Genomic DNA, 25,349 nt, shown 5'->3' with positions numbered 1-25,349 from the left:
CGTTTCTATACCGAAACCCGGATCGTGAAGAATGAACCCAAAGAAGTGCTATCAGGAGATTTACTTTCTGCTTTTTATCCTACTGATTTCCCATTTTGCCTCCGGCCAGTCCGTCGTTGCCGATAGTGCCGGCAATGTGATCGTGGGCGATATTACGGTGGAAGGGAACCATCGTACCCGCACGAGCATTATCATGCGCGAAATGGCGATCCGCAAAGGCGACACCCTTACGGCCGGATCACTTAAAGAAAAACTTGAAATCGACCGCAGAAAGGTGGTGAATACCAACCTGTTCGTCACCGTGGATTTAGTTACAAAACCCAATCCCGACTCGGTTCATACCGACATCCGCATTGCCGTAAAGGAGCGCTGGTACTTCATTATGTTACCCGTATTCCAGCTTGCCGACCGGAATTTCAACGAATGGTGGTACGAACGAAAGCGGGACCTCTCCCGCACGACCTATGGCGTATACCTCAGCTATGGTAATGTTACGGGCCGGGCGGATAAACTTCGTTTCCTGGCAGAGTTCGGTTTTATCCCGAAGTTCGAACTAGCATATACGTTGCCCTACATCGATAAGGCGCAAAAGACGGGGATTACCGTCGGGACTTCCTATTCCATTAATAAAAATACGGCATTCCGGACCTGGCGGGACAAGCTGCAATACCTGAGCAGCGAGGAGATCAACCGGGAGCGATTCTATGCCTATGTGAGCCTGACCCGGCGCAACAAATACTACACTTTTCATTCCGTGGACCTCCGGTGGAGTTACCTGACGATTTCGGACACGGTAGCGGCGTTAAACCCCAACTACCTGCTGAATGGGGATAAACGGCAACGTTATTTCCAATTGACCTACACTTACAGTTACGACAGGCGCGATAATGCACAATATGCCCTGCAGGGACAAACCGCCGGCTTGCAGATTTCCAAAACCGGGCTGCTGCCTTCGGACGACGTCAATACGCTTTATTTGTACGGCTCCTACCGAAAATTCATTCCGCTTGGCAAGAAATGGTTTTTCAACACCAATGTACGCGGGCGGGTTTCTTTTCCGAAGCGCCAACCTTATACGCAGACCGTGGGCCTCGGCTATCGCAACGACCTCGTACGCGGATACGAGCTCTACGTGATCGACGGACAAGACTATGCACTGATTAAAAATGAACTAAAATACAGGCTTTTTTCTGTTCAAAAGCACTTTTCATTCATTCCGGTGAGGCAGTTCAATACCATTCCGCTGGCGGCTTACGTCAACGCATTTGCCGATGCGGGGTATGTCAAAAACAGCTATCCCGAGTTCAGCAATACGAAACTGGGAAACTCTACGCTGTATGGCGCAGGGGCCGGGCTGGATGTCGTGACGTTCTATAATATCGTCGCGCGCTTCAATGTGACGCTGAACGGGCTGGGCGAGAAAAGGTTCTTTTTCAATCTTTCGAGAGAATTTTAAGGATATTTCCGGAAACAGTAAATAGGTATAAATTACATTTGACCAACGTTAGAACTAGTTACAAGGCACGATAATTTCTCAACTTATTTAAACCGCATGACACAACCTCTACGCTTATGAACACGCTAAAACATGGAATCGCATTGCTAGCTATGGCATTACTGGCTTCGGCTTGCGACACTAAGACAAACGAAAAGACCGAGGCGGCGGCGGATTCCGTCGTCCTCCACGAACCTGCTCCGGCCGAGTTGAACAGCGATCAGTCGGCACTGTTGAAAACAATCCTGGGCCCAGCCGAGCAAAACCCTGCCGGTACGGTCCTCAGGGGTATTGCATTCGGCGATCCGATCGCGAAGGTGAAGGCCACCGAGACGTTCGAAATGTTTGAAGAAACACCCGACCATTTGGGCTATACCTCGGAAACCACCCGGTTGGAGACCATCGACGTACAATATTTTCTGACACCCGAAAAGAAGGTAAATAAGATCACGATCGACGTTTACCTGAACAGTCCGGAGGCGACAAAACAGCTCTGGAATGCCAGCAAGCAGTATTTTAGCGAAGCCTATTCTACCCCAAAAGAAGAAACCAAAAAAATCACCTGGAATAATAAGACTGTCCGCGTAGATATGGAGGATGTTTCTGAGGGAAAAGATTACGGTTTGAAATTTCAATTCTTCCCGGCCGATAAAAACGTTCTGGCCGCTAAATAACACCTATGAAAACCAAAAGATCGATCCTACTGGGCGCACTATGCCTGATCGCACTGAATGTTTGTGCACAAAAAACATCCAAGAAAGACGAAGTAGTCACCGTCGATACCGACATGGGCACGATGCGTTTTATCCTTTTTGATGAAACCCCGAAGCACAAAGCCAATTTTATCAAACTCGCCAAGGATAAGTTTTATAACGGACTGCTTTTCCACCGCGTCATTGACGATTTCATGATCCAGGGCGGCGATCCCGAATCACGTAATGCCAAGCCGGATGCAATGCTCGGCCGTGGTGATAATGGCTACAAAATTGCGGCGGAATTCAATGGTAAGCTATTTCACCAGAAAGGCGCATTAGCCGCTGCCCGCGACAATAACCCCGCGAAAGAATCCAGCGGATGCCAGTTTTATATTGTGGAAGGCCGGAAATGGAGTAAGGCGGATCTGGAAAAACAATCGGCACGCGCGGCACGCAAACTGACCGACGCCCAGAAAAAAGTATATGAAACCGTTGGCGGCACACCCCATCTCGACGGCGCGTATACGGTTTTCGGACAACTGATCGACGGCATGGATGTACTCGATAAAATTGCTTCCGTCGATAAAGACGAACGCGACCGTCCGGAGAAAGACATTTCGATGAAAGTGTCTGTCAAAAAGATGAAAAAGAAGAAGATCACCCGCAAATACGGTTGGAAATACGAAGCTTAAATTGGAAAAGAAAAAGATCCTGATCACGGGCTCCAACGGGTTATTGGGGCAAAAATTAGTGGAACTGCTCGTTTCAAAAGCACATATTGAAACCGTTGCAACAGCCAGGGGCGGGAATCGCCTTCCATTCAGCAAGGGTTACCGGTACGTCGAAATGGACATTACCAACCCAGCTGCGGTTAATGAGGTGCTTGACGCCGAGCGTCCCGACGTGCTGATCCACACCGCCGCGATGACGAACGTGGATCAATGCGAAGCGGAAAAGGACGCCTGTTGGAAGCTGAATGTAACCGCGACAGAGACACTGGTCGCGGCCTGCGCGAAACACAACATTTTCCTGGAACACGTCTCGACCGATTTTGTTTTCGACGGGACTTCCGGTCCCTACCGCGAGGAAGATGTTCCTAACCCGATCAGTTTCTATGGATGGAGTAAGTATGCGGCCGAGAAGGCGGTCAAGTCTTCCGACATCGAATGGGCCATCGCCCGCACCGTGCTCGTGTACGGGATCGCGCACGACATGAGCAGGAGCAATATCATTCTCTGGGTTAAAAAGTCCTTGGAAGAAGGCAAGGGCATCAAAGTAGTCACCGACCAATTCCGCACGCCTACCCTGGCCGAAGACCTCGCAATGGGCTGTTTCCTCATCGCTGACCAAGAGGCGAAAGGCATTTATCACATTTCCGGCAAAGATTTCCTGACACCCTATCAAATGGCGTTGGCCACCGCGGACTACTTCGGATTGGACGCCTCGCTGATTTCACCTACCGACGCATCTACATTTACACAACCGGCCCGCAGACCTCCGCGCACAGGATTTAATCTTGCGAAATCAAGAAATGTGCTGGGTTATGAGCCGCATTCGTTTCGGGAAGGAATTGCGATTTTGGCCGGTCAGATGTAAGGATTTGTTTCCCTTCGTGGCCACTTTTAATTTTCGATTTCTCCTAAATTCAAAACAAATCCAGGAAAAAGCGGTTCTCCCGAAAGCTGAATATCGAGACTTGAATATTCAACAATAGCACATCCGGGCTCATAAACATACACTTTTTCTTTAATTCGATCGATCAGCCAGGCAAGACGGCATCCGTTGGCCAGATACTCCTGCATTTTGTTTTGCAGGTAAATAAGGCTATCTGATTTCGAACGAACTTCAATCACAAAATCGGGACAGATTGGCGAAAATCGTTCTTTGTCATTTCTTGACAAAGCATCCCATTTCTCGCGGTTAACCCATGCAACGTCCGGAGAGCGAACAGCACGGTTTGGAAGTGTGAAACCGGCCGATGGCCCGAACACTTTCCCGGGAACTTTATTTTCCCGAAGCCATGAGCTAAAAACGCCAAGTATGTCGGCATTAAAACTATCCGAAAAACATCCGGCAGGAGACATAAATATGATATTGCCTTCGCTGTCACGCTCCAAGTTTAGCGTATCGTTCATCTGGCAAAAACGAAAGAATTCGTCCTCGCTCATGATATCTCCTACGATGAATGTAACAGGCATGTCCATAACTTAACGATGTCTTGGAAGTCTTTCAATAATGTACTCAAATATAACGAATCTGCCGCAAAAGGTTTGCAGCGGTCCACGGTGACTTTTCATATACCCTGTTCATAAGGATCAACTGAGGGCCGCTGCTTTCGTGTGGCTTTATTTTAATTGTACAACAACTCGTAATACTCCCTCGCCATCCGGTCGGAGCTGAACGGCTCTGAAACGTCGTTCATACTATTCAAAGTCATTTTCTGCCATTTCTCGGGCGCATTGTAGTAAGTCGGGATCACAGAGCGCTCTAAAGTCTCCATCAGGTTATCGCAATCCTGCTTATTGATATCCCCTCCTTTGGCAACCGGAAGTAAAAATGCATTATGCCCATCCTTGGCGAATTCGCAGATCCAGCCATCGAATGTGGAAAGGTTCAAGGCCGCATTCATGGCTGCCGTCATCCCGCTGGTACCCGAGGCTTCACGCGTCACGACAGGCGTGTTGAGCCAGATATCCGCTCCGTCTTTGAGCAGCTTGGATAATGCCAGTTCATAGCCTGTCAATACCGCCATATTGGGAAAAAGGTGGCTCAGGTAGAAAAGATGGTTGAAAGTCCCGACCGCGCCTTCATCTTTCGGATAAGGCTTACCGGCCCAGATCACCTGTACCGGCTGGTCTTTATTTGCCATCATTCGCTTAAACCGTTCGATATCCCAAACCAGCATGTCCGGCCGCTTATATGCGGCGAACCGCCGGGCCCAGACAATCGTGAGCACATCCGGGTCAAACAATTTTCCACTCTGGTCGGCGACGGTTTTAAATAAAACTTTTTTTAGCTCCTTCTTACGTCCGACGATAGCATCAATGTCTTTATCAATCCGCGCTTTTTCAAGAACAGGATCTACCCAGTAAGCATTGTTCTGCGCATTGGTAATATGGCCGATCGGGGCAATTTTAGGATGCGCCTTCCACATTTTCCGCGAAACTTCCCCGTGCAATTTAGAAACGCCGTTGGCTTTATGGCTCAGGCTCAATGCGGCCAGCGAGTGATTGAACACCCCATCCCGAATGCCGCTGATCTTTCGTACGGTTTCCAGATCAAGACCGGAGAAAAAACCGAGTTTGTCCAGAAAATGAATGTCATGCTTTTCGTTACCGGCTTCTTCGGGCGTGTGTGTGGTAAAAACCACCTTTTTCTGCACTTCCGGCACGCTTTTGAATTTTTTATACAAATGAAAGAGGGCGGAAACCGCATGCGCTTCATTCAAATGGTAAACTTCCGGTTCGTACTGCAACGCTTCGAGCAGGCGCGCGCCTCCGATGCCGAGCAACATGCATTGCGCCACTTTATAGGTAACATCCGAATCGTACAAGGAGTAGCTGATCGCGCGTGTGGATTCGTCGTTGCCGTCTGTATCCGTGGTAAGAAGAAATAATGGCGCCGAACCGAATGTTTCGGGATCAAGGTAGTAGGCGGCAACCCAAACATCTTTACCCATGATCGGTATTTGAAAACGGATCCGGGTATCAACAAGATAGGAATACATTTTTTCCCTGAACTCTGGCTGCATGCTACCGTCCTTTTTGCGGCCCTGATCGTAATATCCGTACTTCCATAGCATTCCAATGCCGATCACGTTCTGTTTGAGCGCGTACACGCTGCGCATGTGCGATCCCGCGAGAAAGCCGAGACCGCCAGAGTAGATTTTTAATGCCTGGTCGACGGCGAATTCCATCGAAAAATAGGCTACTGACTTTTTGTACTTGTTATCCGCGACAAACGGGTGTTGGTAGGGAACTGCGAAAGTTTGTTGTGACATCAGAAGCAATTTTGGTAAAACAAAAGCTTGCATAAAAAACCCGGCCAATCGAAATAGGCCGGGTCGGAAAATTATTTTCGGGTACTTATCCGCCAAAGAGCCTGGCCCAGAAACCTTTTGTTTTGGTTTTCGTCTCGGCAACTTTCTCCGAGGCCTCTTGTTTCAATTCGGCTATCTCCTCGGTTGCTTTCGCTTTCAGCTCTGCGGCTTTGGCCTGGGCCTCGGCCAGCTTTTCAGCGGCAACTTCCTTCGCATCTTCGAATGCTTCGGCGGCATCTTCCCTGATTTCTTCATATTTATCCGTAGCGGCAACTTTCAGATCATCCAATTTCTCGGATGCAACCTCCTTAATGTCCTCAAACTTCTCTGTTGCCGCTTCTTTGAGGTCTTCGAACTTACCGGTAGCTGCCTCTGTCAGGTCAGCCAACTTAGCCGCAAAGCCGGATTGCACTTCTTCGGCCTTTTCAATAACATCCTCTTTCACAGCCTCTGCCTTGGCAGCAGCTTCCTCCTTCACTTCTGCCACAGCGTCCGCTGCCGCTGCTGCCTTGTCTTCGATTACCTCCTCCACTTCCGTGGTTTTGACTTCGGCTTGTGCTTTCAGGTCATCGAGCGTTTCGTAAACTTCGGTTTTAATGCCATCTGCTGTTTCCGCGTCGGCAACTTCGTCCGCCTTCGATTCCAGCGCCGCCACTTCTTCTTTCACCTTCCCGGTCGCCTCATTCTTTATTTCCAGCACCTCTTCCACGATCTCGTCCTTGGCTTCGGTCGCAGTAGTTTTGAGTTCTTCAACTTTATTTTCCAGCGATTCTTTTTCGTCTTCTGGTGTAGGTTCGGTATTCTCGGCCATGGGAAATGAGGTTTTAAGGTAAGAACAGTTGATACGATGAATGCGTAAGCTACAAAGGAGTTACCAAGGTTGCAAGCAATGCGAGCAGCTTTCTGCTAGGTTAACCTTCTAATCATCAAATTTTTAACCAACTCATAAAATGGCTCGGGCTGCAACGTACGCCAGTTATTGAGGTGCAGCGTACCGCCAAAATTGATGTAGTAGTCGAGGCGGTATTTCTTCCATTGCTCCTCCACATGCTCGCGGAAATTCACCGCGACGATCCAACCGTCTTCCACGTCGTCGAACCATTCCGCGTAATAATCGTCCTCGGCGCCGTGGAAATCCAGGACGTTCTCCCCAAGCAATACAAATTGATTAATACCCTGATCCACAAGCGGATCTATCACCTGTCGTTTCAGGAACATGATATCGTTATGCAATGCATCGTTCCATTCGCCGAACATTTCGATAATAACAAAACGCTTGTTGTAATCGGCAAAAAGGATTTTCACATACAACGTCTCCGACCCAATATGGTCCCAGAGCGGGTGGATGTAATAACCGTAAATCGCATTCTCGTAATAATCGAGGTTATAAGTGCGGCCATAGAACGGCGAGCGCTCGTCGTGACTGGCTACATAGTGTTTTTCCCAATTATAGTATGGTTCTAATTCCTGCATGGCAACGATATGGACTGGCATTGAAAACGAATATAAATGAAAACAGAAAAGGATTAAACGATGTTACCAATCGTTTAAGGCATTAAATTTTTGTACAGGTCAATATTACTGTATGGCCCCTGTAACCCCATCCTTGCTGATTCTGGTGGATTAATAATCAAAACGGGCTGCCTCATTTGAAGCAGCCCGTTTTTGCATTTCATAATATTCTAAATTCTTACAACTCGCGGATCCAGATGTTGCGGAAGCTGGTTGTGTTGTTGTGGTCCTGCAATTTGATAGGGCCTTTTCCGTGTGGCTCAATCGTCGGCTGACCTATGTAAGGAGTTGTTCCCTGGATCATCGTATGGTTCTGCACCAAAACACCATTGTGGATCACGGTAATGTATGGCGGATGCGTCATATGTCCATCCTTGTTGAAATGCGGCTGCGTATAGATCACATCATAAGTCTGCCATTCGCCCGGACCTACCGCTGCATTCACAAGCGGCATGGTTTGCTTGTAGATCGAACCGGCCTGGCCATTTGAGTATGTCGGGTTGTTGTAACTGTCGAGTACCTGCAATTCGTAGACGCCCTGCATGAAAATACCGCTGTTACCACGGCCTTGTCCGTTTCCGTCTACTTTCGCAGGTGTTCTCCACTCGATGTGCAGCTGGTAGTCGCCGAATGTCTGTTTGGTCTGAATGTCGCCCGACTTGGGAGCAACGGTCATCGCGCCGTCGGCCACTGTCCAGGGAGCAGCTGATTTACCGTCTTTCCCCGAAACCCACTGATCGAGGTTTTTACCATCGAACAGGACGATTGCATCGGAAGGGGCGGTGAAGCCCGAAACGGCCGAAGAACCTTTACCTGGCGTTACAACACGGGGAACCGGGTTCCACAATTCGCTGGATTCAGGAGTTTGCTTTGCAGGCTGCAATTGCGCGTGCGCGGCAAAGGCAGCAGCCATGCTGAACGCGGTAAGCATTAGTTTTTTCATTTGAAAGGTAACAGTTTTAGTCTAATAAGTCTTTGATATCGTATCAAAACACAACATTAGGTAAAAAGCATTAACAAAAAGGATTCTCACCTATAGAAATGTAATTTTCCCGATTCTTATCACGTAATTTGCAGGGCTAAAGGCATTCGTGGCCTGGATTGCTAATCTAAAACCGACTAAGCTTACTGCAAGTATGTTTAAAACCAACCGTTCACTTTTTCAATTAATCGCCTCTGGGGTAGCGGCTTTTGCCATGCACACCGCCTACGCCCAGCAGCCCATTCCTCTCAACGACCTCAGTGCTTTTACGACCAAATCCAGTGACTGGAAGATCGTCGGTAATGCATCGGCCGACCTCACGAAAGAAAACGCGCTGGTAACCAGCCCGGGTAAAGGCGTGCTGGCCTGTCTTCACGAAAAAGGCAAGTACGGCAGCGACTATGAATTGATTTCCAACTTCAAACACGGCGACCTCGACATTGAACTGGATTTCATGATGAGCAAAGGTTCCAATTCAGGGATCTATCTGCAAGGCAACTACGAAGTACAGCTTTTCGATAGTTGGGGTAAAAAAGGTGCTAAGTACAACGACTGCGGTGGTATTTACGAGCGCTGGAACGACTCCAAGCCCGAAGGCGAAAAGGGCTACGAAGGATATGCGCCCCGTTTTAATGTAGCGAAAGCACCGGGATTGTGGCAGCATATCAAAATCTCTTACCAGGCACCTCGTTTCGACGCCAACGGCAAGAAAATCGCGAATGCGGTATTTCTTTCAGTAGTATTGAACGGCGTGACAATCCATGAGAATGTAGAAGTAAGCGGCCCTACCCGCGGTTCACTTACCGCTGAGGATGTACCAATGGGTCCGATCCGCATTCAGGGCGACCACGGTTCACTCGCGATCCGCAACATTGTGGTGAACAATTTTGACAAAAAATCTGCAACCCTTTCCGAACTGACTTACAAAACCTATTACGGAGGTTTGACCGAAACAGAAGACCTTTCGAAACTTACCCCTGCTGAAACCGGCAAATCGGAATCGCTGAACTGGGAGATTTTGAAAGAAAACAACAACTACTCTTACGTTTACAACGGCCGTTTCAATGCACCAACCGAAGGCGACTACGCTTTCCGCCTGCAAGCTTCCGGTAATTCCTACCTGAAAATCGACGGCAAAGACGTGATCAAACCTGAATGGAAATCGAACAACGAATTCCGTTTCGGCAAAGTGAACCTGAAAGCCGGCGACCATACAATCGAAGTTTTCAATAACAAAAGAGATGGCTGGATGCGTCCGGTACTGGGCCTTTGGGCCAGCGGTCCGGGCTTCCGCGAGGTGGCTTACCATTCGAAAAGCTCGGCAATGGGCGGCGGTTCTACCGATCCGATCCTGATCCAGGCCTCTACCAATACCATTACCCGCTCTTTCATGGACTTCCGCAAGGACGAAAAAGCAAAAAGAACACGCGTTGTGCACGCGGTATCCGTGGGTAGCCCTGCGAGCCTGCATTATACGTACGACCTCGACAAAGGGGCAATCCTGCAAGTTTGGCGCGGCGAATTCCTCGATGCTACACCGATGTGGCACGACCGTGGTGACGGCTCTTCACGTCCGCGCGGCAGCGTGACGTTACTCGGCGACGACATGTTCCTGGGCAAATCAGGCAAATCTAAATGGGAGGCGGACACAACCGGCAGCGGTTACCGTCCGAAAGGTTATGTATTGGATGATTCCGACGTACCCACATTCCAGTATCAGGCGTTCGGATTAGCGATCACCGACTACATTTCTGTTGTCAACAACCAGTACTTCGAGCGTATTTTGAAGGTAAATAACCCTGCAAAAGACCTGGTGGCACGCCTGGCTGATGGTTCTTCGATCGAAAAAATTTCGGAAGGACTTTATGCAGTAGACGACAAATCGTACTACATCCAGCTGGCCGACAAAAAACTTAAACCAGAAATCAGAGGCGCCAAAGGCGAGCAGGAGCTCATTGTGCCTGTTAGCAACGGTGAAGTGAAGTACTCAATCCTGTTCTGATTTTAACCTTATTATTCCTGATTTGACAATGAAAAAACTTGCTCATATAGCATTCGCTCTTTTGGCTGGACTTTCTACGCTGAAAGCGCAGGAGTCACCAAAAGAAGAAGATTTTTACAAGATCGTTACCCCGCCGATCCCCGAGGGCATTATCCTCGAAGTAGGTGGCTTAACGACCATGCCAAACGGCTCTCTGGCCATTTCAACCCGCCGCGGTGAAGTCTGGATCGTAGACAACCCTACCAGCCGCACACCTTATTTCCGCAAGTTCGCGACAGGTTTGCACGAAATTCTCGGTCTGGCTTATAAAGAAGGTGCATTGTACTGCGCACAGCGCGGCGAACTGACCAAGCTGGTCGACAAAAATGGAGACGGCAAGGCGGATGTTTACGAAACGGTTTACGCGTGGCCATTGTCGGGGCACTATCACGAATACTCCTTCGGGCCAAAACTGGCTCCGGATGGCAGCTTCTTCGTAAGTGGTAACGTAGCATTTGGCGACGAAGAGTGGTGGAGAGGTGAAAGCCGTGTTCCCGGTCGTGGCTGGATTTTCCACATTACCAACGATGGCAAATACGAACCTTACGCAACCGGCGTGCGCTCCCCTGCGGGTATCAGCATGCTGAACGGCGAGCTGTTCTACACCGACAACCAGGGCGACTGGATGGGTACCGGTGCTATTTTCCAGGTTAAAAAAGGCGGCTTCATGGGCCACCCGGCAGGTTTGAAATGGGCAGGGCTTCCCAACTCACCCGTTAAACTGACTGAAAAGCAATTCTTCGCAGAGCGCGACAACCGCCAGAACAAAGACGCTCAAGGCCGCGCGATTAAGCCTGAAAATACATTGGGAGAAGCACCTCAGTTCCTGTACCAGTTGAAGCAGAAATACGACATGGTACAGCTTCCCGCTGTGTGGTTGCCGTATGGTGTCCACGGTGTATCTACCGCCGAATTGATTTTGGATGATACCAAAGGTGGTTTCGGTCCATTCACAGGTCAGGTGTTCGTAGGCGATCAGGGACAAAGCAACATCATGCGTATCGTTCTTGAAAAAGTAAAAGGTGAATACCAGGGTGCCAGCATCGGATTCCGCAGCGGGTTCCAGAGCGGCGTGTTACGGATGGCATTCGACAAGGACGGATCGATGTTCGTAGGAGAAACCAACCGCGGTTGGGGATCTGCCGGCGATGCCAACCAGGGCCTGCAGCGTCTGGTTTGGAACGGCAAAATGCCTTTCGAAATGTATACGGTGAAAGCACAGCCTGATGGTTTTGAAATCGAATTTACCATGCCTGTCGACCGTAAATCGGCGGAGGACCTGGATTCTTATAAAGTAAGCAGCTACCTCTACAAGCATTACCCTGTTTATGGTAGCCCGCAGATCAACCTGGAAGATGTAAAAATCGCCGGTGTGAAAGTATCCGACGACAATAAGAAAGTACGTATCGTGCTGGACGGAATGAAACAGTACTACGTTCACAAAATCTCTCTGGAAGGCGTTCGCTCAGCTACAAACAGCTGGTCATTGGTTCACCCCGATGCATACTATACGCTGAACAACATTCCTGATGGCGACAAGTTGAAAGTCTCAGACCTCAAAACTACCCGCTCAGGAAAAGCACAGGCTTCTGTTTCGACCGAGCCAGCCAAAGAGCACGTTTCTCCGGACGGCAAAGGCAAAGCATCTCCCGCAAAAGCCGGTGCAGCAGCCAAAGCACCATCCTGGGAGGAAGTGAAGCCATTGCTGGCGAAAAACACCTGCCTCGCATGCCACGCTCCCGACAAGAAAGTAGTCGGACCGTCTTACGCCGATGTTGCAAAACGTAAATACAGCAACGAAAAGATCGTTGAACTGATCTATGCGCCTAAGCCTGAAAACTGGCCTGATTACGCGACGCCAATGGCGCCTATGCCTCAGGTTCCTAAGGCGGAAGCTGCTAAAATCGCGGCGTGGATCAATTCACTTGCGAAATAATTGCATTCGGACCGGGCCGAGCCCGATTGAATATTTAAAAGGCTGCTTCCGCAATGGAGGCAGCCTTTTTAGTTGAGGATCAGTGCATTTTAGAATACATTTTAAAGCATTATCTTCACATTGCAAATGAGACTAATGTAGTGCGGATTGCACGTTTTACCCTTGAAAATGCGTTAGTTGACATTGAATGTTACCAAAACTATGTCTACTCTGCGTGGCCCGTCTTTCCTGAAATCGGTGAAGGGAAAAATCCTTCTCGGCTTTTTTATCGCCTCTCTCGCCCTGGCAGCGTCGTGGGTTACGAGCAAACTGGCGTTCAGCAATATGCTCACAACGCTTACGTCGCTTTCGACCCCGGACGACAAGATGCGGCTGGTTAATAAGATATTCAAGGATATCCTCACGCTCGATCACCTCCAGAACGAACGTAAACTGAAAGGCGAAGAGCTAAACGACGAAGTACTCGCACAATCGGTGGAGCTGATTGCGACATTGGACTCGCTAAGCGACATGAGCATCGGCGACGACATGCAGATCATCCGGATCGACTCGATGAAGAAGATCCTGAAAGAACGTGAAAAAATTTACGGGGACTATGTAAAAGTCCGTTCCAAACTGGTCAGCAACAAAGCTTTGGAGGATGAAGTCAAATCCATTTCCGGCCTTATCACCACCAAAGCACTCAAACCGGACAGCACCGTAGTTAAAACCGAAAAGCGGACCACCACAACCACCGTCTACACAGAAGTACCTGACACAACGCAAAAAGCCGGAGCCAAAAAAGGCTTCTTCGGCCGCGTTTTCGGTGGGAGTAAAAAGGCCAAAAAACCGGCACCGGAACCCACTAAACTGGTGCAAAAGCAGGAAGTAAACGTTCAGGTCGATACGATACGTGTAGCCAAGCAGGACAGCACCATCGAAAAGGTAGGCGAGGCCGTTCATGCCATTGAAAAATCGCAGAAAAAACGGGCGGTAACCTTCGTTGACCGCGAGCAGGAACTGGCAACTGCCGGCAACTCGCTGGTGAAACAGCTCCTGGATGTGATGCAAAAAGTCGAAAAAGAGGTATTGAAGGAATCGGGCGAGAACAGCGTCAGGGCAAAAGAGATCGTCGAGGGCAGCATCAATTACCTGGAATGGATCATGCTCGGCTTTTTCTTTCTCACCGCGGTAATGGCCTACTTTATCTTCACCGATATTACCAAAAGCAACGATTACCGGGAGCAGCTCGAAGAAGCCAAAGAGGAAGCCGAATACCACAGCATGGCCAAGCAGCGCTTTCTGGCCAATATGAGCCACGAAATCCGCACGCCCCTGCAATCGATTATCGGCTACGCCGAAGCATTGAAGAACGAGGAAAAACCACGGAAGCAGGACCTCGAAACCCTGCATTCGGCGTCCGAACATTTGCTGTACCTGGTCAACGAGGTGCTCGATTACAGCCGCATTATTTCCGACCGGTTCACATTTGAGGACAGAGTATTTTCTATTAATCCGCTCCTGAACGAGGTAGTTCAGGTATTAAGGCCCAATGCATTGGCGAAAGGCTTGGTGTTAAGGCTGGAAAATTCACTCAAACCAAACCTTTACCTGCACGGCGACCCATTCCGACTGCGGCAGGTTCTGTACAATTTGCTGACTAATGCAATCAAGTTCACAGAAAACGGCGAGGTAGTTCTGAAAGTGGCAGGACATGAAAGCGGGAATCTTGCTAAAATCGAATTCCAGGTTTCGGATACAGGTATCGGGTTGTCAAAAGAACAAATAGAACGCATTTTCAATCAATTTGAGCAGGCTGACCCATCCATTCAGCGCCGATACGGGGGGACGGGACTTGGCCTTAGCATAGTAAAAGCATTGGTAGAAGGCATGTCCGGCAGTGTCCATGTCACCAGTAAACAGGGAGAGGGCACGACTTTTTTTGTCACCACCAGTATGAAAAAGGCAGACACACTGGAATTGGCAGAAGAAACGCCGGAAAGAAGCTATCGGATCAATGGCAAAGTCTGGCTGGTTGACGATGACGCCTTCATTCTCAAATGGTGCTCGTCCGTTCTCGAAATGAACGGCATATCGCATACTGCATTCTCCTCGGCCGAGGAAGTACTGAGCCGGCCGTGGAACGACGAGGTAAAGTTCATTCTCACGGATATGCGAATGTCGGGCATGAACGGGGCCGAGCTCGTGAAGCGCCTCCGCAAATCGGCGCCGGACGACGTCAAATTCTTCGTTCTCACAGCGCAGGCGCTTCCCGAAGAGCGCAAGAAACTGCTTGGAATGGGCTTCGACGGCTATTTGATGAAACCTTTCCATTCCAGGGATTTACTGGAACTGCTCGAAGCGTCCTCCGAGACGGAAATAGCCCAGCCTCTGGTTGCGGCGGCGGAAGGCAATACGGCGGAAGATCAGGTGGCCCATAATCTCGACTTTGATTTCTCCATGCTCACCGAAATGACCTTCGGCGACGAGAGCCTGCTTCGCGAAATACTTGATCAGTTTGTAAAAGACTCGCGGAGTGATATCGATTCATTAAGGCACCACATCGCAGCAGGCGAGCTGGACCACGCCCAGGAACTCATGCACCGCATGGCCGGGCGTACGGGGCAGATCGGCGCACGCGACTTGTCGGCCCGGTTCCGCAACCTGGAAATCGCGCTTCGTGAAAACCCATTGGAAGTATCGGAAAAAGAAATGACGCAGGTCGTGAACGACGCTGCGTCAGTAGTGGAGCAAGTGGAAGAAAAAGCGCTCTCCTACTCTATATGATATTTCTCGATTTTGTAGTACAACGTCTTGCGATCGATATTCAGTAGCTTCGCTGCTTTGCTTTTATTGTAGCGCACTTCCTGCAATACTTTCTCGATCATTTCCTTTTCGTGCGTTTCCTGTAAAGCCTTCAAATCCGACCCGGGTGCAGGCTTTTGCTGGTCTTCCATAGCCGTAATCATCTCCGGCGGCAATGCGCTCAGGGTAGCTATCTCTTCTTTCGACAAAAGTACCAGGCGCTTGATCACATTGTTCAGCTCGCGCAGGTTACCCGGCCAATCGTATTTCTGGAAAACATCCATTACCTCTTTCGAGAGCTCTCTCACATTCCGGTCAAGTTCTTCATTAGCCTTGTCCACAAAATGCTGGACAAAGATCGGCAAGTCCTCGCCGCGCTTGCGCAATGCAGGAACTTCGATTTTGAACTCGTTCAGGCGGTGATAAAGGTCTTCCCGGAAATCTCCCGCAGCTGCGCTGGAAATAAGGTCCTCGTTCGTCGCTGCGATGAGCCGTACATCTACTTTAACCTGTTGGGTGCTGCCGATAGGAACAATAATGCGTTCCTGCAATGCACGGAGCAACTTGATCTGGACATCATAGCTCAGGTTACCGATCTCGTCCAGGAACAGTGTACCGCCGTCGGCCGCTTCGAACTGGCCTATCTTATCTTGCAACGCACCGGTAAATGCGCCTTTTTTATGGCCGAATAATTCGCTGGCCGCCAGGTCTTTGGACAACGATCCGCAGTCGATCGCTACAAAAGGGCCGTCGGCACGCTTGCTGAGACGGTGAATCGACTTCGCAACGTGTTCTTTGCCCGTCCCGCTCTCGCCTTGGATGATCACCGACATATCCGTAGGCGCCACCAGTCGTACATATTCGAAAAGCTGTTTGGCTATCTTGCTTTTGCCTTCGATGTAGTCGAGCGACTGTTTTTCCGCTTTCGAATTATTTTTGGCCTTCGGTGCGGTTTTCACACTCGTCACCTCGCCTTTATTCAGTGCTTCTCTCAGTACCATAAGCAGTTCTTCCGGGTTCACCGGTTTTGTGATATAGTCGAAAGCCCCAATTTGCATGGCGGTAACCGCGGTCCTTACGTCATGAAAGCTGGTCATGATAAAAGCCGGTGTGCGGTTGCCTTCGCTTCTGAGCGTTTTAAGAAAATCCACAGAATTACCGTCAGGCAGACGGTAATCGAGCATTAGTACTTCGAATGGGCCGTCTGAATTGTTCTTGCCAAGCGCTTCTCTCGCCTCTTTAATATTGGAACAAACTTTTACCTGATGACCATGCTTGCCGAGAAAATTGGTGAGCAACTTTGAAAATGTGGAATCGTCTTCAACGAGGAGCAGATGAGCCATGGGTGATGCTATTTCTAAAAAATAAATACAGTTAAACGAGTGGGTATTATGTAAAAGTACTAAAACAAACACCAAAAAGCCGGAGATGTCTCCGGCTTTTCGTGATCAGCCTGTCAGACGCGGGAATCGACCGCTTACTAGTCGATCTTCTTTCCGTATTTGTCCAGATTAAGGGTAGATGTTTCTTCCGCTCGCTTGATATTGACTTCGTAATACTGTGAATTATCGTCACGGGTAACCAGATAGGCACTGGTCACTTTCCACTCTGCGTAGGAGCCGGACAAGGTACTTTTGACGGCCTCCGGAAGGTCCTCCGGCCTTACGGCAACCTTACTTTGTTCGGCAATAACGGCTATACTGATAGAAGATTGTACGGATGCGTCAACATCCGGGATAATGACTGCTAGCAGGAGAGCGATGGCTATCGGGGTTATTCGCATGTTGGATCAGGCATTTAATTTTTAATGTAAACTGAAAAAGATATTCGTGCCAACGAAAGTGTGCCACAAAAAAAGCTGATAATGAGATATTAACCAATTTTAATTGACAAACGAGTAACCGGAGGGGACGGGAGCTGTGCCTCAGGTTGTGGAATTTCACACCAGCTATGTGAAATTTAATAACCAGTTTCTCCATGTACCTCTATGTTATAACGCAAACTAAAAAAAATTCAAATTTTTTTTAATTACTTGTTGCTTTTATAGGAACATATTCCATTATATTTGCGTAGAAATTATTTAGGCATAACAAGTAGCACGACTACTACGTACTCTTAGAAACTTAGCGCTATACATTCATACATTGAATTATATCTCAGGCATTTTTTACTCAACGTTATTTAAAAACAACATCGGTTAGTCTGAAAGCATCAAGAGTCCCCAAACGGGACTCTTTTTGTTTTTTACGCCCAGCCGGTTCCCCCTTCCCTTTCGTCCCTTTCTTTCTTTCTCTTTCTCCTTTTTCCGACCGGTTGATCTAAAGGAATCCAACCCACGTAGGTCTGTCAAATACTCTTTCGACACACGGAGAGTGGCTCAATAACCTTTATTACTATGAACAAACACACGAAAACGAAAATCAACTCCGGCAAGGAAGAAGGAGAAATCGCATCGGTTTTCAACAGGCGCTTGTTTTTGCGCTCGGCCGGATTAGCTACATCCCTGGGAACGATCGTAATTGCCGCCGCTTGCAACGACGACGACGACGATCCGATGATCCCAGGTACAGGCGACGCCGTCGACCTCGGTTCGGGTGACATTGGTGTACTCAACTATGCATACGCCCTAGAACAGCTCGAAGCCGCATTCTACATACAAGTAGTGCAGACGCCCTATTCGGGTATGACCGACGCCGAGAAAGCAATCCTTACCGACATCCGGGACCATGAAATCGTTCACCGCGAGTTTTTCAAAGCCGCGCTGGGCGACAAGGCCATCAAAGGGCTGACTCCTAACTTCGCAGCCATCGACTTCACCAAGAGAGATGCCGTCCTGGGCGCAGCCAAATTGTTTGAAGACACCGGCGTAGCTGCCTACAATGGTGCCGGCAAGCTCATCAAAGATGCGAATTACCTGCTGCTGGCCGGAAAGATCGTTTCTGTTGAAGCACGCCATGCCGCGGTTATCCGTGACCTGATCAGTCCCAAAACAGCCTCATTCGCTGGCGACGACATCATCGACGCCAACGGAATGGACAAGGCCGTCGCGCCTGCCGATATTCTGTCGGCTGTTAAGGGCTACGTGAAGGATACCATCACCGGTGCAAACGTAGGTAAATAATCAATCACACTAACAGGATCAGATACAATGGATATTTTCAAAATCATAGATAAGTTTCAGCAAATTGACGGCGACGCTGTCGGAAGACTCGAATACGCCTCGCGCCGTCACTTTATGAACAGGGTAGGAAGCAAACTCGCCGCTGCCGCCATTCCGACCGCCTTTGCGGCGATCGTGAACAAGGCATTTGCCCAATCGGCAGCCGCTGTGGACGTGCTCAATTACGCCCTCACGCTCGAATACCTGGAAGATGAATTCTATAAAGCAGGTAATGCGGCAGCTAACCTCATTCCGGCATCGGACAAGGCTATTTTTATGCAAATCGGAAAGCACGAATCGCAGCATGTGGCGTTCCTCGTGAAGGCACTGGGTGCCAAAGCCATTGCAAAACCAACTTTCGATTTCCAGTACGGCGGCGCATTTGGGGATGTTTTTACCAACTATAAAACCTTCGTCACGGTTTCGAGCGCACTCGAAGATACCGGCGTGCGCGCTTACAAAGGCCAGGCAGGTGTATTGATCGCCGACCCGCAGATCCTGGAATACGCATTGCAAGTGCATTCTGTCGAAGCCCGTCACGCGGCCGTGGCACGCAGGCTTGCTGCGACTTTGCTCGGCAACACCGCCATGAAAGGGTGGATTACCGGTAAGGAAGGTGCGGTACCGGCCATTTACGCAGGTGAGGAAAACATGACGCAAGGCGGCGTAAATCTCAAAGGGCTTGCTTCTAAAACGGACGCAGCCATTACCGAAGCATTCGACGAGCCTCTAACCAAGGAGGCAGTACTGGCCATTGCAGGTCCGTTCATCAAAAAATAACATACCTATTAACGTAAACTTTCCCTGTTCGGCTTATACATGCACTTTTAAACGGGCAATGCCCGGAGTGCCAAATCAACACACTATTAAGGATCAAGGGGTTACTGGCAACGGTATCCCCTTTTTTATGGGTAACCTGCCCGATTTGACCCGATACAATGGTTTTAGCCGCCTGGATTATGTAAATTTGGAAACCATGTTTTACAAGTTTTCCTGAACCAGTTGATGAATTCCGAATTAAACAGAAGAGATTTTCTCAAACAGGGCAGCCTCACAGCACTGGCTACCGCAATGGGCAGCCAGATCGTTTTTGCAAACCGGATGCCGGCAGGTTACCGCCCGATTTTCCTCGATGAAAAAGATGCATTGAAAGGCAAAAGTGCTGAAATGATCGTGCAGGGAGACAAACCCTGGAATGTGGAAACGCCGGTACATTTGCTAGACGACCGCATTACCCCGGTCGAGAAAATGTTCATCCGCAACAACGGCCTCGTTCCCGAGAAAATAGATGTGGCAAACTGGACGCTGACGATCGACGGAGAGTCGGTGAAAGCACCTAAAACGTACACATTGGCGGAGCTTAAAAAGAAATTCAAACCATACACCTATCAATTGGTCCTCGAATGCGGCGGAAACGGCCGCTCGGGTTTCCAGCCACAAGCCTCCGGCAACCAATGGGGCCAGGGTGCAGTGCACTGCGCTCAATGGACAGGCGTAAGGCTGAAAGACATCCTGAATGATGTGGGCATTAAAGGCGATGCCGTATACATAGGGTACCATGGCAAAGACCTGCACCTGAGCCGCGATCCCAAGAAAGAATCCATATCACGGGGCGTACCGATTGCCAAGGCGATGGAGGACGAAACGCTTATTGCCTGGCAAATGAACGGCACTGACATTCCCGAATTCCACGGCTACCCGCTCCGGCTTGTGATCGGCGGCTGGCCAGCGTCGGTATCAGGGAAATGGCTGAGCGGCATTTCGGTACGTAACAAGGTACACGACGGCGCTAAAATGGAAGGGCACAGCTACAAATTGCCCCGCAACCCGGTAGCGCCGGGCACTGATATTCCGGCGACCGACGAATATTACAAAATCATCGAATCCATGCCCGTGAAATCGCTGATCACTTATCCAAAAACAGGTGCTATGATTGATCCGGGAAAAGAACTCGCATTACGCGGGCACGCGTGGGCGGGAGATCATGCTGTGAAAAAGGTAGAAGTTTCGATCGATTTCGGGGCTACCTGGAAAGAATGCAAACTCGAAGCGCCTGTGAACAGGCTCGCCTGGCAGCATTGGAATACTAATATTAAATTCCCTGCGAACGGCTATTATGAAGTGTGGGTAAAAGCAACCGACGACAAAGGCACTGCACAGCCTATGCTGGCGCCGGCCTGGAACCCCGGCGGATATCTGAACAATGCCTGTGAAAGAATCGCTGTCAAGGTAGGTTAATATTGAAATACTATGAAGATCCTTTTGATTGCCATGCTCGGGGCAGGTATCCTCCTCCAAACCCTGCCCGAAACTACGGCTCGCTACAATAATAATGTGTTGGTTACCTTGGCCGATACCACGAAAAAGGACCCCGAAACGGGCCTCATTGTGGACGAAAACCTGTATATGGTGAAAGCACAATGCACCAGTTGCCACTCCACCAAGCTCATTACAGCCAACCGCTTCACACGCGACGGATGGAAGCAAAAGATCCGCTGGATGCAGGCTAACCACAACCTCTGGCAATTGGGCGATGCCGAGAAACCAGTGCTCGATTACCTGGAGAAAAATTATTCGCCAACTGCCTCAGTGGCAAGGAGAGCGCCATTAAAGGACATCAAATGGTACAAACTGGAACAAAACTGATCGGGAACAATGTCTATATTTGGCATTCAAACTTTATGAATTATCCGCGTGCCTGATTTTCGTTTCCTGATTTCCCGATTTGCATTTTCCAGCCTGCTCTTCCTCGTTCTCACAAGTGCCCCGACCATGCTCGCTTCGTGCGCGCTGACATCGGAAGACAGCCAGCAAGTACGCAGCAGCAGCGATTTACCCAACCCTCTCAAAGCCGAAGTAATTGGTATCCAGGATGGTGACACGATCGAACTGAAATTTATCTACACGGGCAAAAAGGCAGGACGCCGTATGGATAAGAATGTACGGATACGCTTTTTGCACGTAAATTGCCCTGAACGCGGTACGCCTTTTTACAACAATGCGAAGCAGTTTACAAGCGAAAAATGTTTCCGGAAGATCGTCAGTATTCGTCACAAAGGCGAATTCGATAAATATGGCCGTCTCCTAGGCGAAGTAGTGCTGCCTGACGGCAAAGTTTTGAATAAAGAATTGGTTAAAAAAGGCCTGGCGGTGCATTTCAAAAAATATTCGCACGATCAGGAATACGCCAATCTTGAAATAGCCGCTAATAAACAGAAAATAGGCATCTGGACGCAGCCTGGTATGGAACTCGGGCATTTGTAAAAATTATGGAGCATTCGTCGGTAGCACTTTTTCAGATCCTTTACCAGCATGAAACTTTGTTTCAGTTGGAAGATCGTGTGCTGACGGAACGCCCCGCCCTGGTGGAAGCGCAACCCGAGCCGCCTGTACCCGAACCAGCGCATGTCCAGGCGCCCGTACCCACATTACCTGCGACACCGGCCGTTCCCGTGCAGCCGCACGCATTACCTCCGACGCCAGCGATTGCGCCGCCAACGACTGTAAACACTTCCGTCCCGACACCAGCCGCTGCATTCCCAGCATTAAAACACAAGGTGCTTGTCCTCACCGACGAGCCGAAGCACCAGGAAATGCTCATGTCGGAGGCATTGTTCCTTGATAACATCCTCAAAGCCGTAGGACATTCGCTTGAAACGAGCGATGTTCTGAATTTCAGCTTCATGCCTGGGCAAGACGCACGCGCGGTGCTTTTGGGTAAAAAGACCAACTTTTTCATCTCCTTCGGCGTGCCGCTGATCAAGCTCAATCTCGACCTGTTGCTGGTGCCTTATACGCCTAAAAACCTGGAAGGGATCTGGTTCCTGCTTGCAGATCCGTTAGTCGTGATCGAGGCCGACCGGAATCTTAAGAAAAAGCTCTGGCAAGCGTTACAGAAGATGTTTGAAATGTCCTAATCCCCAGACTCTTACGTTTTTTAATAGCCGGTCATCACAATATTATAGTGATTTTGTTTGTTTTCATGGATAATCGCAGGCTAACCCATGAAAAACTATGGCCAAACTGACTGAAATAATTGCAGGCTGGTTTCGTCCGAGAGAGTCCGACGAAAACCAATTCTATGACGATGAGCCTGTTGAGGCAAACGACACCCCTACCCAATCAGTGGAACAAAATCAGATTATTCAAACACCAGTTGCCCAAACCAGGCAACCCTTAGTGGCTGCTGCACCGCAGTACCCCCAGGCAGCGATTCAGGGTGCAGCACCTTATTCGCCAGCACCTCAGCCGGTAGCACCTCAGCCGGTACCTCAACAGCTTCCCGACGCACAGCAACAGCCCAAAGTGGAGGTACAGATTCCGTACTGGCTCGAAGACGAGGACACATTGCGGGACGAAGGCGTGCTTTTCGGGCTTTCGGAGTCAGATCCGAATGAGAAAACCGACATCATTCACAAATATTTCTCGAACCTGGCTGCCTCACACCTCGCCGGTATCGAGGAGCATAATGAGCGCATCCAGGAGCTGAACCTTTTTATAGGTCAGAAACAAAACCGCATTGATGAACTGCAGGAGCGGCTAAAAACCCCGGGTACACGCACCGAAGGCGAACATCACCTGCCGCGTACGCTCATAGGCATCACATTATGCGCGGCTATGTGCGTAGGCAACTTCTTCCTGATCCGGGAATCACTGAAACCAGCATTTGCCGATAATTCCTGGATCGCGCTGGGAGTGTTCCTGGCAGGTATGTTCAGTCTGTTCGGACGCATTTCGCTTTTCCACGATACCGATTCGAAAGTAACATGGAAATCACTGCTGGAAGAAATAGGACTGCCGTTTGCGGCTGCATTGTTCGTGTTCGCAAATGTGATCACCTACCAGACCTGGTGGCAGGCGTTCGCATTGTTCGTATTCGTGTTTTTCCTTTTCCTCTTTGCGGGGAAACTGCTGCTCAGCAACATTACCGTGCTGCGCAATGATCTTCGGATTTGGTTAAATATTCGTCGCGATCGCCAGGATTATGTTGAAAATAACTACAACTGGGAGTCGGAATGCCAAACTCTGCAGGAAGAGATCGACGAGCTGCGTGTAAAAAAATGGCAGATACTACGCGAACAGAGCCACGCGGAGACCGAGCGCGACCGCCTTTTTGCCAAGCGGGACATGCTTATCAAGCTTTTTGAAAGCGAATTTTACCTCGCGCGCCGCATGAAAAACGAGCTCACAACCCGGCAGCTCAACCTGATCCAGAAGGGCAAATAGTGGCGGAAAGATGATCAGGAAAAGCGCCGATGGCGCGGTTTTTTAACCCAATTCACATTCGATCAACCCTAAATAGGATCATGAACGAGCAAAATCTAAATGAAAACGGAGATTACCAACACGGCTACACGCGTGGAATGGAAGGTATCGACCGTGAAGTATATGAAAACTATTTGTCGAGCAATGTAAGCCACGACTGGATACAGGACCGTCTCAACGAAAAGAAACAAGACCTATCGGAGACAAGGTCCCGGAACCAGCAGGCCCTGGCAGAACACAAAGCCGCGTACGGCAAATTGCAGAATGAGGTAATGGGCATCAACAATGCAGCGACGCAAATGAAGGATATGGAACGGTCGGTCGCCGAAATCGACACCCAGACCGCGGAGTTGAGAGAAAGACGCACCGAAAAAGCACCTTCCTATTCGCTGATCGCCGGCTTGATCTTCCTCGCCGCCGGTATTTCCTTTATCGCCGGTGACCTGATCATTTCCCACGAAATCGTCGCATATGCACTGAATATCCGGAACCCGAATGAGGCCTGGGCATTTGCGATCGGTCTGGCGATGCTGTCGGTATTGCTGAAACCTGCCTACGACCGTCTGGTAGAGGAGCCTTATCATAAAGACGAATCGCAGAAAGCCAAATCGCGATACGCGGGTTTTAAACTAGTGCTATCCATTTTCGCCATCGTGACGCTGATCGTGCTCGGCTGGTTCCGTTATGAAGCCTACCGTACCGACAAGCTGAAAGAAGCGATCAATAAATCGGTTAAAAACCTGCAATTGAATGCCGTCGACCCACTCACAGGCGCGCCGGTAGACAGCCCTGCTCTCACCAAAAAGATCGAGCAGGCGCTTCAAAACTCCGACCAGCTGAACCTGGACCTTGTCAACAGTCCCTGGGCATTGCTGTCGTTTGTGCTGAGCGGCGTCCTATTCGCGATCGCGGGTGCGGTGTCGCTGGGTATGGCCCTGCCGGTGTTGCAGGCATTCTGGTATCGTTGGTTACAAGTCGATCCAAAACTGTGGCGACTGCGCAGAAGAAGAAAGCGTATCCTGAAACAAATGGAGCCTTTGCAACTGGCCGTAACGCAGCATATGACCCAGAAAACGGTCCTGGAAAACGAAATCGAGCTCCTGCCTAAACTGGAAGAACTGAAAGCGGAAGAAGCGAAAATCAGGACGGAGATCGAGGCGCTGGAAAACGAACGGAAACAAGCGCTCACCGACAGCCGCATTCAGTCGTTCGGTGACGGTTATGCGCACGGGCAGGTAACGCGCGATGTGATGAACGAAGAAGAATACGACGCCTGGCGTAACAGTCATCTGACCGTTTCGAACCTTGCGTTACGTGCCAAATCCAATGCCTCGGCCGACCGCGCTGTAACCCGCACCCGCAGCACGGGAATGCGCCCGCACCAGGCCATACGCAAGGCAATTACCGACCGTTTTGACGAAAACAATTCATAGTTTCTTA

The 25,349-nt window shown here is 49.6% G+C and carries 22 protein-coding genes; 15 read left to right on the top strand and 7 right to left on the bottom strand.

The annotated features are described in order from the left end of the window. Window positions 1-31: 31 nt before the first annotated feature. The 4 genes from AAHB90_RS23945 (at window position 32) to rfbD (ending at window position 3,786) form a co-directional block, all read left to right on the top strand. Window positions 32-1,456: a BamA/TamA family outer membrane protein gene (locus AAHB90_RS23945; RefSeq protein WP_342087773.1), complete on the top strand. Its 1,425-nt coding sequence runs from the start codon at window positions 32-34 to the stop codon at window positions 1,454-1,456. Between the two features lie 116 nt (window positions 1,457-1,572). Further along, on the top strand, window positions 1,573-2,169 hold the full coding sequence (locus AAHB90_RS23940; RefSeq protein ID WP_342087772.1) for a hypothetical protein: 597 nt from the start codon (window positions 1,573-1,575) through the stop codon (window positions 2,167-2,169). A 5-nt stretch (window positions 2,170-2,174) separates the two neighbouring features. After that, entirely contained in the window at window positions 2,175-2,882 is a 708-nt protein-coding gene (locus tag AAHB90_RS23935; RefSeq protein ID WP_342087771.1) for a peptidylprolyl isomerase, read from the top strand. A gap of 1 nt (window position 2,883) precedes the next feature. After that, on the top strand, window positions 2,884-3,786 hold the full coding sequence (rfbD, locus tag AAHB90_RS23930; protein ID WP_342087770.1) for a dTDP-4-dehydrorhamnose reductase: 903 nt from the start codon (window positions 2,884-2,886) through the stop codon (window positions 3,784-3,786). A 26-nt stretch (window positions 3,787-3,812) separates the two neighbouring features. Here rfbD and AAHB90_RS23925 read toward each other — a convergent pair whose 3' ends face one another. The 5 genes from AAHB90_RS23925 to AAHB90_RS23905 form a co-directional block, all read right to left on the bottom strand. Next, window positions 3,813-4,358, bottom strand: coding sequence for a Uma2 family endonuclease (locus tag AAHB90_RS23925; RefSeq protein ID WP_342087769.1), 546 nt, complete (start codon window positions 4,356-4,358; stop codon window positions 3,813-3,815). Between the two features lie 182 nt (window positions 4,359-4,540). Next, window positions 4,541-6,190, bottom strand: a complete 1,650-nt coding sequence (gene glgP, locus AAHB90_RS23920; protein ID WP_342087768.1) for an alpha-glucan family phosphorylase — start codon at window positions 6,188-6,190, stop codon at window positions 4,541-4,543. Window positions 6,191-6,275: 85 nt separating this feature from the next. Continuing rightward, window positions 6,276-7,040: a hypothetical protein gene (locus tag AAHB90_RS23915; RefSeq protein ID WP_342087767.1), complete on the bottom strand. Its 765-nt coding sequence runs from the start codon at window positions 7,038-7,040 to the stop codon at window positions 6,276-6,278. Between the two features lie 95 nt (window positions 7,041-7,135). Next, window positions 7,136-7,702: a hypothetical protein gene (locus tag AAHB90_RS23910; protein ID WP_342087766.1), complete on the bottom strand. Its 567-nt coding sequence runs from the start codon at window positions 7,700-7,702 to the stop codon at window positions 7,136-7,138. 217 nt (window positions 7,703-7,919) lie between these two features. Beyond that, the gene (locus AAHB90_RS23905; RefSeq protein WP_291207180.1) at window positions 7,920-8,684 is read right to left on the bottom strand and encodes a 3-keto-disaccharide hydrolase; all 765 of its coding nucleotides are present in this window, start codon (window positions 8,682-8,684) and stop codon (window positions 7,920-7,922) included. 193 nt (window positions 8,685-8,877) lie between these two features. Here AAHB90_RS23905 and AAHB90_RS23900 point away from each other — a divergent pair, with 193 nt between their 5' ends. The 3 genes from AAHB90_RS23900 (at window position 8,878) to AAHB90_RS23890 (ending at window position 15,466) form a co-directional block, all read left to right on the top strand. Beyond that, complete coding sequence (locus AAHB90_RS23900; protein WP_342087765.1) at window positions 8,878-10,725, top strand: family 16 glycoside hydrolase; 1,848 nt, start codon at window positions 8,878-8,880, stop codon at window positions 10,723-10,725. Window positions 10,726-10,753: 28 nt separating this feature from the next. Continuing rightward, window positions 10,754-12,700: a c-type cytochrome gene (locus AAHB90_RS23895; RefSeq protein WP_342087764.1), complete on the top strand. Its 1,947-nt coding sequence runs from the start codon at window positions 10,754-10,756 to the stop codon at window positions 12,698-12,700. A 201-nt stretch (window positions 12,701-12,901) separates the two neighbouring features. Beyond that, window positions 12,902-15,466, top strand: coding sequence for a hybrid sensor histidine kinase/response regulator (locus tag AAHB90_RS23890; RefSeq protein WP_342087763.1), 2,565 nt, complete (start codon window positions 12,902-12,904; stop codon window positions 15,464-15,466). On the opposite strand, the gene AAHB90_RS23885 is transcribed toward AAHB90_RS23890, so the two are convergent. Both AAHB90_RS23885 and AAHB90_RS23880 read right to left on the bottom strand, forming a co-directional pair. Beyond that, window positions 15,454-16,827 carry a sigma-54-dependent transcriptional regulator gene (locus AAHB90_RS23885; RefSeq protein ID WP_342087762.1) on the bottom strand — a complete coding sequence of 458 codons (1,374 nt, stop codon included), beginning with the start codon at window positions 16,825-16,827 and terminating at the stop codon, window positions 15,454-15,456. The genes AAHB90_RS23890 and AAHB90_RS23885 overlap by 13 nt on opposite strands. A 137-nt stretch (window positions 16,828-16,964) precedes the next feature. Beyond that, a complete protein-coding gene (locus tag AAHB90_RS23880; protein WP_342087761.1) occupies window positions 16,965-17,267 on the bottom strand; it encodes a hypothetical protein in 303 nt (100 codons plus the stop codon). Between the two features lie 612 nt (window positions 17,268-17,879). Between AAHB90_RS23880 and AAHB90_RS23875 the strand changes: the two genes are divergently transcribed. The 8 genes from AAHB90_RS23875 to AAHB90_RS23840 all read left to right on the top strand — a co-directional run bounded on the left by AAHB90_RS23875 (window position 17,880) and on the right by AAHB90_RS23840 (window position 25,342). Next, window positions 17,880-18,605: a ferritin-like domain-containing protein gene (locus AAHB90_RS23875; RefSeq protein ID WP_342087760.1), complete on the top strand. Its 726-nt coding sequence runs from the start codon at window positions 17,880-17,882 to the stop codon at window positions 18,603-18,605. A 27-nt stretch (window positions 18,606-18,632) separates the two neighbouring features. Continuing rightward, window positions 18,633-19,424, top strand: coding sequence for a ferritin-like domain-containing protein (locus AAHB90_RS23870; protein WP_342087759.1), 792 nt, complete (start codon window positions 18,633-18,635; stop codon window positions 19,422-19,424). Window positions 19,425-19,649: 225 nt separating this feature from the next. Next, the gene (locus AAHB90_RS23865) at window positions 19,650-20,882 is read left to right on the top strand and encodes a sulfite oxidase (protein WP_342087758.1); all 1,233 of its coding nucleotides are present in this window, start codon (window positions 19,650-19,652) and stop codon (window positions 20,880-20,882) included. A 12-nt stretch (window positions 20,883-20,894) separates the two neighbouring features. Continuing rightward, the gene (locus AAHB90_RS23860) at window positions 20,895-21,290 is read left to right on the top strand and encodes a hypothetical protein (protein WP_342087757.1); all 396 of its coding nucleotides are present in this window, start codon (window positions 20,895-20,897) and stop codon (window positions 21,288-21,290) included. Between the two features lie 48 nt (window positions 21,291-21,338). Further along, entirely contained in the window at window positions 21,339-21,908 is a 570-nt protein-coding gene (locus tag AAHB90_RS23855) for a thermonuclease family protein (RefSeq protein ID WP_342087756.1), read from the top strand. A gap of 5 nt (window positions 21,909-21,913) precedes the next feature. Next, window positions 21,914-22,561 (top strand): hypothetical protein, encoded by a 648-nt coding sequence (locus AAHB90_RS23850; protein WP_342087755.1) that lies wholly within the window; start codon window positions 21,914-21,916, stop codon window positions 22,559-22,561. 97 nt (window positions 22,562-22,658) lie between these two features. Beyond that, the gene (locus AAHB90_RS23845) at window positions 22,659-23,870 is read left to right on the top strand and encodes a hypothetical protein (RefSeq protein WP_342087754.1); all 1,212 of its coding nucleotides are present in this window, start codon (window positions 22,659-22,661) and stop codon (window positions 23,868-23,870) included. Window positions 23,871-23,950: 80 nt separating this feature from the next. Next, window positions 23,951-25,342, top strand: coding sequence for a hypothetical protein (locus AAHB90_RS23840; protein ID WP_342087753.1), 1,392 nt, complete (start codon window positions 23,951-23,953; stop codon window positions 25,340-25,342). Window positions 25,343-25,349: the final 7 nt, after the last annotated feature.

The organism is Dyadobacter sp. OTU695 (assembly GCF_038440355.1).
Taxonomy (GTDB): domain Bacteria; phylum Bacteroidota; class Bacteroidia; order Cytophagales; family Spirosomataceae; genus Dyadobacter.
This window is presented reverse-complemented; position numbering and strand designations above follow the sequence as displayed.